The 11,340-nt window shown below is 34.6% G+C and carries 12 protein-coding genes; 8 read left to right on the forward strand and 4 right to left on the reverse strand.

The window, feature by feature from the left end:
• Positions 1-26: 26 nt before the first annotated feature.
• Together B2W36_RS07900 and B2W36_RS07905 are read right to left on the reverse strand one after the other, a co-directional pair.
• Positions 27-704, reverse strand: coding sequence for a hypothetical protein (locus B2W36_RS07900; RefSeq protein ID WP_293887338.1), 678 nt, complete (start codon positions 702-704; stop codon positions 27-29).
• Positions 705-753: 49 nt separating this feature from the next.
• On the reverse strand, positions 754-1,302 hold the full coding sequence (locus tag B2W36_RS07905; protein WP_293887340.1) for a hypothetical protein: 549 nt from the start codon (positions 1,300-1,302) through the stop codon (positions 754-756).
• 228 nt (positions 1,303-1,530) lie between these two features.
• On the opposite strand from B2W36_RS07905, the gene B2W36_RS07910 reads away from it, so the two are divergent.
• The 8 genes from B2W36_RS07910 to B2W36_RS07945 all read left to right on the forward strand — a co-directional run bounded on the left by B2W36_RS07910 (position 1,531) and on the right by B2W36_RS07945 (position 10,176).
• Positions 1,531-1,977: a nuclear transport factor 2 family protein gene (locus B2W36_RS07910; RefSeq protein ID WP_293887342.1), complete on the forward strand. Its 447-nt coding sequence runs from the start codon at positions 1,531-1,533 to the stop codon at positions 1,975-1,977.
• A 955-nt stretch (positions 1,978-2,932) separates the two neighbouring features.
• Positions 2,933-3,379: a nuclear transport factor 2 family protein gene (locus tag B2W36_RS07915; protein WP_293887343.1), complete on the forward strand. Its 447-nt coding sequence runs from the start codon at positions 2,933-2,935 to the stop codon at positions 3,377-3,379.
• Between the two features lie 183 nt (positions 3,380-3,562).
• A complete protein-coding gene (locus tag B2W36_RS07920; RefSeq protein ID WP_293887344.1) occupies positions 3,563-5,875 on the forward strand; it encodes a hypothetical protein in 2,313 nt (770 codons plus the stop codon).
• A gap of 556 nt (positions 5,876-6,431) precedes the next feature.
• Complete coding sequence (locus tag B2W36_RS07925; protein WP_293887345.1) at positions 6,432-7,598, forward strand: PD-(D/E)XK nuclease family protein; 1,167 nt, start codon at positions 6,432-6,434, stop codon at positions 7,596-7,598.
• Positions 7,599-7,695: 97 nt separating this feature from the next.
• Positions 7,696-8,046, forward strand: coding sequence for a DUF3024 domain-containing protein (locus B2W36_RS07930; RefSeq protein WP_293887347.1), 351 nt, complete (start codon positions 7,696-7,698; stop codon positions 8,044-8,046).
• A 173-nt stretch (positions 8,047-8,219) separates the two neighbouring features.
• The gene (locus tag B2W36_RS07935) at positions 8,220-8,429 is read left to right on the forward strand and encodes a hypothetical protein (protein ID WP_293887349.1); all 210 of its coding nucleotides are present in this window, start codon (positions 8,220-8,222) and stop codon (positions 8,427-8,429) included.
• 85 nt (positions 8,430-8,514) lie between these two features.
• A complete protein-coding gene (locus B2W36_RS07940; protein ID WP_293887351.1) occupies positions 8,515-9,336 on the forward strand; it encodes a HipA family kinase in 822 nt (273 codons plus the stop codon).
• Positions 9,337-10,176, forward strand: coding sequence for a hypothetical protein (locus tag B2W36_RS07945; RefSeq protein ID WP_293887353.1), 840 nt, complete (start codon positions 9,337-9,339; stop codon positions 10,174-10,176).
• A gap of 96 nt (positions 10,177-10,272) precedes the next feature.
• Here B2W36_RS07945 and B2W36_RS07950 read toward each other — a convergent pair whose 3' ends face one another.
• Entirely contained in the window at positions 10,273-10,560 is a 288-nt protein-coding gene (locus B2W36_RS07950) for a type I restriction endonuclease subunit R, EcoR124 family (RefSeq protein ID WP_293887357.1), read from the reverse strand.
• Positions 10,561-10,647: 87 nt separating this feature from the next.
• Positions 10,648-11,256: a hypothetical protein gene (locus tag B2W36_RS07955; protein ID WP_293887355.1), complete on the reverse strand. Its 609-nt coding sequence runs from the start codon at positions 11,254-11,256 to the stop codon at positions 10,648-10,650.
• Positions 11,257-11,340 lie beyond the last annotated feature (84 nt).

Genomic DNA, 11,340 nt, shown 5'->3' on the forward strand with positions numbered 1-11,340 from the left:
ACAGTTCAGTTTACACTACCCATCTTTTAGATATATTGGTTGATTTCATTGACTATCTCAATCAATGGAGATTTTATTCTTTTATTCCCTAACTGTGCATACGATAAAATATTGATCGTAGTGACGTCAAAAGCTATACAAAAATTGGTAGCCACTTCAAAACTGTCCGAATAGTTTAGCTCTAGATAACGGTACAATATGTCTGTAATCATTGACAGTTCATCTTGCGTAAAACCATCTAATTTGGCGACAAACCATATCGCGCCAATTTTTTTGACGCCATTATCTTCAAAAAGAAAAACGTGATTTGGTTTCGCGTATAATGGTAATTTTTTTAATACAACAATAGATTGTTTTTTTGATCGCTTTTGAAATTGAAACTTTTTTGGCTTTAACTGGGCAAAGTCGAATTCTTCAAATTTTTGAAGGATATGAATGTTTCTTTGAAACATGTTTTTGGTTATTTTAGCATCGCTGTTTTCAATTTTCTCTAGTAGTTCGTCAATCTTTTCACCTATTTCAATGTTGTTACCTGCCTCAAATGCTCTGCTAATACAGCTTACCGCTGATATCCAATAGTCGCCACCACCCTTAGACTTTTCGGGTTTTATCTTAGGTTTTTTTAGTTTTTCTACTAATGTCCGGCGGCCTTTTGGGGTTTTTCTGTTAAATTCGACCAAATGGGAAATCGTTATTTTATCCATGAGTATTAGATTTTAATTGTATGATCTGTTATTTTTTTAGTAGTCTCGTTTACTTTTTAAGTTCGTCCATTTTAGTTTTTGCATTCGCAAAAGCTGTTTCTATGGTCTCACTTTGATCAATGAATAATGTAGCGTCAGATCCATATTGTTCAAGCTTAATATACCAAGTCGCTTTTCCTTTACTTACGTAGTAGCCAACTTGAAATCCGTCGACGGTGATAAACTTATTTTCTAGATAATCTGGATTTGAAGCGATGTCATTGTCTACCTGGCCTTTTAATGCAGTAAGTGCTTTTAATATTTCAATTAGATCACTGTATTCAATAGAGGCCACCTTGTCGCCATATTGTCCTTGTTTTTCGATCTGATAAAAGTATCCCATTGCGTTGCCACTTATTATCTTACGAATTTTTGTTTCACAAGAATTGTATGTCGTTTTTAGTTTTGGAAGTTTTGTCTCTACGAACTTGGTAATAGTGCCCGTTTTCGAGACAAAAAGATCCATTTTTGTTTTTTCGGCTTCTTTCTTTGTTTCTTGTGCCTGGCTCGTTGCCAACATGCTAACGAATGTAATAGGAATTAGTAATTGTTTAATCATGAGTATCTTGAGTGTTTGACTGAACAAATTTACCGCGCATTTAGGTTGCTATGCTACGGGAAACCATAACCTGGATAAGAAATAGATAAATTATTTCACCTCCCCATTCCCGCCATTCACCGAGTTTTCCCGATCGTTAGTCTAAAGTCAATAGGCTAGGGGCGTATTGTGTTGTAGTTTTGAGTCAACAAATAAGAACAGATAAACTAACACTATAAAAAAGACATTATGAAAACTCTAGTAAAAACATTCGCAGCAGCAGCTTTAATCTCAATATCCACATTTGCTATGGCAGCTGAAGCACCGGTATCGAAATCAGAGAAAGCCAACGTTAACTTATCAACAGCAGACTTCGCATTGGAACACTATGTGGCTGTAACTACCGAGGGTGAATCAGCAGGCGTAGAGCAATTATTCGCCGAAGATTTCAATCAAAAAATCCAAGCTTCCAATGCACAGAACCACAGCCGTGAAGCAGTCATCAAATCACTGAAAAAACAAAAAGGTGAAAAGTTGAACTGTACAGTAAGCACTGATATCTTGGAAGAATCCGCAGCCTATATGGTCGCTAAAGTAACATTGAAATTTGAAAACTTTACTAAAACAGATCTAGTTACTTTGGAGCGTGCGGGCAATGACTGGAAAGTATCCAAATCGATCAATTCTTATAAATAGGAGCCATCCCTTACAAATATATATGTTGTGAAGCCATGTCGTGAGATGTGGCTTTTTTACGTCAAAAGGGCCTGATTCTCATCAGACCCTTTCTCTTAGCGCTTATTTGTACAGCAATTTTTATGTTTCCTATCGTTTCCTCTTTTTTGTTTCGTCATCCAATGTTTTTAACGACAATTGGATTTTCACTGTACGACGCCAATTTTTATGTTGAACCTTTCTTTCGAAAGGTAGCTTGTAGCCGTTTTGTATAGTAAGAACAGCTGGCGATTTGAAATAGTTTTATTGGAGTGATTTTTTTTATAACAGGATATTTACCATGAAAGAGGAAATTGCAAAAGAGAATTGGCTAAAAATAATTGACCGGCCAAATAGCATTAGAGATTTGATTGAAAGTCAGGATGATTGAAAATGGTTAATTTTCAATAATTCAGCTATGGCGAAAGCTTATAAATTGATTCCCCAACAATTAGTAATTTTATTCAGACCTGCAATTTTGTAAAGAGAATGCTGGGCTCATTCGTTCAACATTTATCGATTACTATAGTTCGGCCTGGATTATTGTGGTTAGCGGGTTCTGTTTGTCCATGTTGTAAAATATAAAATTCTGATTTTAGCAGTCTGTTATTCGGATGAGTTTAAATAACTTTTATAGGGTGCTTGTTCGTACCTGCTTCGTACAGCCTTCGGATTAGGTCGGGGAGGGTTCTATTGTTGATCAGTCTCTGAACAGTTTTTTCCTGTTCAGAGACTGGTCAAGGTCTGTTGGGTGTCTGTACATTATCTATTGATGATCCGAACGTGGTACGAATCTGATACGAAGGAGATTTGCCTACCTATTCCTGCCATTCACCGAGTTTTCCTAATCGTTAGTCTAAAGCCCATAGGCAAGGAGCCTATTGTGTTGTAGTTTTGAGTCAACAAATAAGAACTAACACAATAAAATAAAGACATTATGAACTCATTAGTAAAAACATTCGCAGCAGCAGCTTTAATCGCCGTATCAACTTTCGCTATGGCAGCTGAAGGACCCGGTTCAAAAGCAACAAAAGCAAACGTTAACCTTTCCACAGCAGACTTGACACTCGATCATTATGTTGCGGTAACCACGGAGGGCGAATCAGCAGGAGTAGATCAATTATTCGCTGAAGATTTCAATCAAAAGATCCAAGCTTCCAATGCACAAAGTAACAGCCGTAGTGCCATAGTTAAACTATTGAAAAAACAAAAAGGAGAGAAGCTGAACTGTTCTGTAAACACCGATATCCTCGAGGAGTCAGCAGACTATATGGTCGCTAAAGTAACTTTGAAATTTGAGAATTTTACCAAGACTGACTTGGTAACCCTGGAGCGTGTGGGCAATGACTGGAAAGTATCCAAATCGATCAATTCGTATAAATAAGAGCCATCCATTAGAAATATATAAGTTGTGAAGCCATGTCGTGAGATGTGGCTTTTTTGTGTTTTATAGATGCCCATCGGCTCAACTTTTCGGTAGTTGTATTCTACCGCTTACATTGGATGCTTTTCACTCAAATAGCCCTTGAATGAAGCCTAAGTTTGGATAAGATTTAAAAACAACATTATGGCTAATCAATTTCTTATCAAAAACACAATGGCAGATATGCGAGCGATATCTGCAGCCGAGAACGCAGCTTTGACAAACGGTACTTATTCAGGAGTACAACTTTTAGGTTACTATCAAGTCGGAGATACACCTTCGCCAATAAATTACTATTTGTCCTCAACCGCAGATCCTGATAATGGAGGAAGTGTAATTGAAGTTTGGGATAATAAGTTAACTTTTAACATCCGAGATATTGATGTATCTTATTTTGGTTTAAAAAGTGATGGGAATGAAAACGACTTTTCGGGAACCAATAATTTAGCTTATTTTACAAATGCGTTAGAGTATGTTAACTTGGTAAACGGAAGATTAGTCTGTCAACCGAATAGAGTATACTTATTAAAAGATGGTCAAGTCAAACTCGCTAATATATCTGATAATTCTTTTAAAATAGATTTTAACAACTCAAAGATTCTCTTAAAAAATGCAGATATATTATTTTCCAAGAATAATAATATCCCCTATAAGACTTTCCAGATATCAGCTAATCTTAAAAAGGCTGACTCAAAGATAAAAGTAAACAGCTTATCTGATCTGACTGGCGTTAACATTGGTGATTTAATTGAAGTTTCTTCTCCTGCTTTAACTCATAGTGGAGCCTCCTTAATCCAGTATTACGTAATAAATGATATTGATTTACTCAATTTATTCATTTACATCGATGGTGATATAGTTGGAGATGTTACTCACCAGCAAATAATCGATGATGGTAAGACAGGAGAAATAACTTTAAAGCTCTATAAATTGTATAAGGGAATGGAAATCAAAAACCTAAATTTTATTTCAAATAAAGAAAAAAATGAGGGAATTGTGATTCGCAATCATAACGAGCTGTTGATAAAAAATGTCAATTTTTATAATGCTAGACGATTTGGTATATATATACAGTATGGGGGAAAAGATGTTGTTGAAGATTGTAAATTTTATAGGTATGGTTTTGTAGATAAAGATCAGGGATATACCAATGTAGCAAGTTCTCCCGACGGTTATTCTTTCGGATATGGATTAATCCATGCTCGGAACGCTATTTCAAAAGTAACTAATTGTGAGGGATACTACGGGTGGCATACATTTGATTGCGCCATTGGACAAACTGTTATTCAATATAACAATTGTACCACATATAAAGATGCTATTGGTTTTTCGAGCCATGAGGGCGCTTGGAATACTCATTACAATAACTGTAATACTTTTGGAGGGAATGGCATATCCTGTCGAGCGATGAATTTATATATTCGAGGATGTTATTTAAAGCCGAGTTTGCAAGGGCATGGTATTAGTGGAATGGGAGTTTGGTCTACATGTATAAGTGATAGTTGTATTGAAAAAACTTCAAATTTACCAGGAAGTCCGATATACTTACCTTCAACGCCAATTATTGGCGCAGGGGCTAAATCCGCAAATGAAGTTCAATCTTTTTATATGGTTAACTCTAATTTGTTAAATGCTAATGCCGAAATTATAATTAGTTGTGATAAGGTAGTTCTTAGAAATACTCTAGTAACTACTCGTGAAAACGAATATGCTAATCTGAGATTATTAGGCAAAAATATAAACCTAGATAGCTTCTTAATAAAAGGTAATATAAAAAGTCAGTTTGTTGTTTCAGTCGGGATTCTCCCCAATCAAAAAGTTATACTTAATAATGTCAAGTCCGATGGAAATATACAGACCCAAGTTGGAAGCGCTACTATATTTTTGACAGGAGCATTAACCGTGGAAGAGTCTGTAGGTACTTCAATAGAGATTTCTAACTGTTCTTCGAGAGCTGATTCGCTAGTAAGGGCTTTAAGTGCTAATTCTAATATTAGAATAAATAAGATTAATAATAATAATTACGGTTTCTTAGGGAACAGCGATGCATCAGTAAAAGTATCGCAAGTTTATGATAATGTCGGTCTTAGGCCAGAATATTGGCTAGGAGGGATGCCATTTGATTCTAATAGTATATTATATAACAATAATTCGATTTTGGCTAAAAAAATTGGAGATAGTTCGCAGAAACCAAGTAATTCTCAATATTTAGGAATTGGTAATACATATACTAATATTCAAACGGGTGTTACGGAAATATGGGATGGAATATCTTGGAAAAATTTAATGCCAGACGCTAGTGTTATGATTAGAGGATTGGTAAACCAGTCTTCTCCGAGTATGGACGTTGCTACAGCTCCAGGCTTATCCTACGCACAATCAGAGGTACAAGCAATACTTACAGAACTCCGAGATTTAAAAACCAAACTTCGTAGCGCAGGTATTTTAGCACCCTAGTTTTAATTCTTGATATTGGAATTGCATGGAGTTCTTTAGAAGCGATACCCTCTAGTTGGATAATATTTATGCCAGTGCTAAAATGACTCTAACATTTGAAAACTTCACAAAAACAGATCTAGTTACTTTGGAGCGTGTGGGGAATGACTGGAAAGTTTCCAAATCAATCAATTCGTATAAATAGCAGCGATTTCAAATAAATATATATGTTGTAGAGCCACGTTGAGAGACATGGCTTTTTTATGGGCTATTTAAGAGAGTGAGGTGTTACGGGGATAACGTAGTTAGTGGAGCTTAATCAGAATAAATAAGTAGAAAGAATAGACAAATAAATAATTTTATAACCACATAAATATTTATTAATTTACAGCTCATATTATTCTGGTTAGCCTATTTAAATTATCATAAAATTATCGATAGCGGCGATTTAGCGGTTACGGAAAGTCTAGCGACTAGGATAGCACACCGTCGCTATTCTAAGCTAGCTGTAAACGGATGTTATAGGACATATTCTTGTTAACTAGACTAAAGGCTATATATAAAACGATAAATTCTTATGGAAAGAAAAAGAGACTTTATTAATCAAATAAACGAAACAACCGCTAAGCACGGTTTGAACAAATACAATCAGTTCAACGTATTTAGGACGATGTTCAAAATGACAGAAGAGAAACATCTTCATTCACGCTTTATCGCTTTTTTGCTAAACCCTAAAGGAACGCATGGGCGAGGTACAAAATTTTTAGAACTCTTTTTGGAGGAATTGGAAATGCCGAATTTTCGTATGGATGGCGTTACTTTAGTACCAGACGAGGTTGGAAAAAGTGAATTGGATAATATTGATATTTTGATCCAAAATAAGCATGACGATGCTATCATAATTGAAAATAAGATATTCGCTGGGGATAGTAATAAATCGGATTTAGAGTTTGAGAAAATGGAGGATGCTGATCCCAACAGATTTCAACTTCCAAGGTATTATAATATAGCGACGGCAAAGCGCTTAAAAGTTGTTTATATCTTATATTTGAATATCGACGGCAGACCTCCCTCTTTTCATAATAAATTTCCACAATCTGTCAAAGATCTTCTTATAAGAAAAGAACATCTGAAACATATACAGCAATGGTTAACACGATGTATTAGCGAGTTAGTGGATGATTGCGACCTAAAAAGTGCTATTGTACAATATAAACAGGCTTCTTTAGAGTTTTTGAATGATATTCAATTGGCCGAGGATTTAAAAAGAATTACTGCCGCTAATCTGGATGAAGGATATAATTTTTGGGTAAATAAGGAAATAGAAGGTGTCAATCATGCTGACTTGGTGTTAGCGCAATTTATCCACGTCAAGTGGCATACTGTCTATGAGTTTTTTTCAAACTTAAGAGAACGTATCGAAAGTACGTTTGGTGTTGAAGTGTCTGAAATAGAAAATAAACAGATTACTGCCCTTACTCATAGAAATGCTAAAGCTAGTATTACATTATCCTTTGAAAAAAATGACATTTTATATTATGTATGTAATGATAGGGCTGGTTTCAGTATTGGAATAGTCAAAGAAAGCAAATGTGACGAAGATTATCAAAAGATTTTAGATAAAGGTTATGCGAATTTCGATTTTAGTAATATGCAGGTTTTTGATCTCATCGATCCATCGTGTAGCAATGGGTTAATTGATAAAATTGTATTGGAGTGTCAGGCGTTTTGTGTACAAAAATGAACTAAAAATAGGTGCAAATAAAGATTTTACTTCAGAAAACTGTGTTAAATGATTGGTATGAGATGAAGTATAAACTGATAATTTTAAATTTGTAATGATGATGGATAAAAAAGATCTTATTTCAATGATTGAAATTCAGTTAAAAAGCTTCGTAGATTCCAAAAGACCGAAAGATGCCGAAGTGTGCAAAAAATTGGATTTTGGTTATTCGTGGGATGGGCAAACGGCTTTACTGTTTGAAATTAGACCACAATGGAATGACCCAACGAATATTTTAGAATTACCGTTTGCAAAGCTTCGCTTTGTGAAAGCATCTAAAATCTGGAAACTTTATTGGATGCGAGGATCGGGTAAATGGGAGGCTTATGAACCCAAACCCGAGTGTACTAATCTACAATTATTGTTGGATGAAATCGATCATGATGGATATGGATGTTTTTTCGGATGATAAGCTCTGTAAAGAACTATTTTTTCATATCTTTTTTTATAGCACCACGATAGTATCGTTTTTCTTCTTTTGCACCATTCCATACGTTAGTAACGATACATTTGCTTTTAGCATTGAATTTAGTAACAATCAATTTGCACTATAANNTTATAGTGCAAATTGATTGTTATTGTATGGTCAATAAGATTAGAGGGGGAAATGGTATTGCCTGCCTGAAAATTATAAAGTATGTCTGTTTAGGGCTATCTCCTATGGAAGATCATATATTTTCGCTATTCACCGAGTTTTCCCAACCGTTAATGAAAAATACGTTGAATATTGGTAAGTTAAAGTTAAAACGTTATCTTGCGGCACTATTTGATAGGAGCCAATTATTACTTTAACATTGATCTGAAAGTTTGATTAATTAAGTGTGATAACCTAAAATACTATTAAACTTTATTTCAAATAGGTCGATCAATAAAGAACATGGTAACATTGCAAACAATTGAAGAAATTCATAGATTATTTCCTACTATGGGGAGCAGTCCGGCTTTAGTGACCTGCGATGATTTTCGTGATTGGGTATGTAAATATGACAGGTCACCACTTAATCTTTTCAATGAACTTATAGCAGCAAAGTTTGCTGAAATTTGGAGATTAATGACCCCCGAAGTATGCTTTATTCAAGTGAAGCAAGACCATATCCCACTTCAAAAATTTCCTCAATTACAATATGACTTTTTTAATAAGGAATGTTTTGGTTCATTGTATCTAGAAGATTCCAAAGAGATTGATCTTACTACAGTCTCGCTCTTTAAACAAAAAGGTTTTATTGATAAACTTGGCAATAAAGAAGATTTTTTAAAAATAGCATTATTCGATATTTGGCTAGCCAATGAGGATAGAAATCATAATAATTTTAATTTATTGTTGCATGCGTCATCTGAAAAACTTAACTTTCTGTACGCCATTGACCATGTCAATATTTTTAATAGCAGTTTTCTCAATTATGGAATAGCTGAATTAACAGAGGATGATTCCATCATAAAGACCGAGTTGGCTAAAATTCTTTTTGGAGGAAAACGCAAGTTACCAGAGATCGTAGAAAATCTTGTTCAAAATTTTTACCTTTGTATCTCAGAATGTAAAGAGAGGTTGGATGAGATATTAGCTTTAGTGCCGGAGTCTTGGAATTTAAATACGGAATACTTAAGACAGAGGATTCTTGATAATATATTCACAGAGGATTGGAACGAAACTTGTATCAATAATTTTAGAATATTTATTCAATCTTTTATCGTCAATTAAATGAAAACTATATATTCAATATTATCCATTACACTGAATACGGCCTTGGAAGAAAGGATAAGTATCGGTACGTTAATGTCTAATGGTACAGAAAGTATGTTTAAGTTTTCTTCTGAAAAATTATTGGCCATTAAGAGTTTGCTTAGTTCTGAGAAGTATAATTTGGTTAAAAACTATTTAAAATCCTTAGAGAACGATATTCACAATATTAGTCTGGAGAAGATAAATACTATTTCTCAAAAGAATGTTGAATGGACTCAGTTTGGTTATCTTAGTTACTTGTCGAATTATGCGAGTAATCTAGTCCAATTTTCAGAGCCTAAAATTATCGATATAGAATTTACACAAAATAACTTTAAACGACTATTCGAAAAGTATATTTTCACTTATGCACAAGATGCTGAGTATTCTACATCTCAAATGATCGTTGAACAAGTGAAGGAGAATCTTTATCCAAAAATAAATACTCGCGTTAATTTAGATATCACGTTGGACTCGAGTAATTTTGAAAATTTGTTCGCACCTATTGAAGTGAATTTTCTTGGTATAAATGGTATGCCAGTAGCGGGTCAGGCTATAGACTTCTCCAAGAAGCATTATTTTCTTGAAAATGATGTTACTAGATTTGTTGCATTGACTAAGGTGATTGAGTTAGCAGAAAACAAAAGAGGACAGTTTTATGTTCTAGGTCGCGAACCTGAAAATAGTGATGTGAAAAACCATCAGCTATGGGAACAGATTCGTGATTCCGATATTTTGGAATTTGTTGATGCAGATGAAACTGGTATTGTCGAAGAATACATGGAGTCACATGATGTGCGTCCCTATTTTAAAAAATAGTATCCGAATTTCTGTTTATTTAAATCTTATGAGTTCAGGGGCTCGGTTTCAATTTCGAGAAATATTGAAATCATAAGATTTAAAACTTTTAATTATTTAGGTCCCCGTTATCCCATTCACAAAAGTATCCACGAACCCGACAATCTTATTTAAGATACGATCACCAATCTCTTTGGATTTTAGAACGCTAGGTCTTCCGTCGGCGCGAAGAGAAAGAACTTCTTTACGAAGTGGCTCACGCTCTGTGAAAAGGTAGTTCTCAATTAGCCTTTCGGTATCTTCTTCTAACAGGTTCTCAGTTTTGATTAAGTCCTGCAATGCGCTTTCTTGTTCTATATTCCAGAATTTTTCAAACTCATCCGGAATAGTGTCGCTGTCCTCAATATGCGGTAGGCTTTATTTAAGCGCAAAATGGCACCAACAAATAGATGGTATAATTAGCTTAGTTATAGATATGAACTTAATAATCTTTTATTTCTGTGCTATACCTTCAATACATTGCTCCCTTATTTCCCAAAGCTCATCTAAAGTGTATGGAATCTTATTGATCTCGATCCAGCGTAGTAAGTAATTTCTGTGATATTGCACTTTAAATTCATTAATTTGGTCAGGGGTGATTTCGATTTCCTCTAAAAGATCCAGCTCAAATTGGTCTAAATTTACACCAATGCCAGTGAAGTCCAAGATGTGATTATGATTTCTCAGATAATTGTGAGCTTCTGGAATATATTTTAAATCATAGTTGGATAGAAGGCCTTTTATCGCAGGAGTATTTTTACTATTCATGGTAAAAATGCCTAATAAAAGCCTGAGGCTGCTTCCCCCATTTTCATCCGACAATCTTTTCAATAGTGCATGTTTTGTACTGCAAGTTCCGCATAACTCATCAAACACGATCAGTGCGTTGCTTTTATTATTATTACGTCTATAATCGAGTTTTTCCACCCATTTACAAGCTTCCGCAAAGTTGCTTATAGCTAAATTGATGAATGATCTCGAAATCATTCCATTCATGCCTAAAATTTCAAAATCAGGTGCTCCCATTCGTTTATCGATTGATATATGTTGATGATTTTTCATGATTGGTGACATTAAAATGATAGCCTAATTTAAATAAATTTGCGGCAAAATATCGTCTGTCGGTATCCCCCCTACGAACTACAG

This window comes from Sphingobacterium sp. UBA3549, assembly GCF_002376635.1.
Lineage (GTDB): Bacteria > Bacteroidota > Bacteroidia > Sphingobacteriales > Sphingobacteriaceae > Sphingobacterium.

What these genes read in the sequence shown, in the direction of transcription:
- B2W36_RS07900 (WP_293887338.1), bottom strand. Translation starts at nt 704, where the DNA reads ATGGATAAAATAACGATTTCCCATTTGGTCGAATTTAACAGAAAAACC.
- B2W36_RS07955 (WP_293887355.1), bottom strand. Translation starts at nt 11,256, where the DNA reads ATGAAAAATCATCAACATATATCAATCGATAAACGAATGGGAGCACCT.
- B2W36_RS07910 (WP_293887342.1), top strand. Translation starts at nt 1,531, where the DNA reads ATGAAAACTCTAGTAAAAACATTCGCAGCAGCAGCTTTAATCTCAATA.
- B2W36_RS07940 (WP_293887351.1), top strand. Translation starts at nt 8,515, where the DNA reads ATGGTAACATTGCAAACAATTGAAGAAATTCATAGATTATTTCCTACT.
- B2W36_RS07930 (WP_293887347.1), top strand. Translation starts at nt 7,696, where the DNA reads ATGATGGATAAAAAAGATCTTATTTCAATGATTGAAATTCAGTTAAAA.
- B2W36_RS07920 (WP_293887344.1), top strand. Translation starts at nt 3,563, where the DNA reads ATGGCTAATCAATTTCTTATCAAAAACACAATGGCAGATATGCGAGCG.
- B2W36_RS07915 (WP_293887343.1), top strand. Translation starts at nt 2,933, where the DNA reads ATGAACTCATTAGTAAAAACATTCGCAGCAGCAGCTTTAATCGCCGTA.
- B2W36_RS07945 (WP_293887353.1), top strand. Translation starts at nt 9,337, where the DNA reads ATGAAAACTATATATTCAATATTATCCATTACACTGAATACGGCCTTG.
- B2W36_RS07905 (WP_293887340.1), bottom strand. Translation starts at nt 1,302, where the DNA reads ATGATTAAACAATTACTAATTCCTATTACATTCGTTAGCATGTTGGCA.
- B2W36_RS07925 (WP_293887345.1), top strand. Translation starts at nt 6,432, where the DNA reads ATGGAAAGAAAAAGAGACTTTATTAATCAAATAAACGAAACAACCGCT.
- B2W36_RS07935 (WP_293887349.1), top strand. Translation starts at nt 8,220, where the DNA reads ATGGTCAATAAGATTAGAGGGGGAAATGGTATTGCCTGCCTGAAAATT.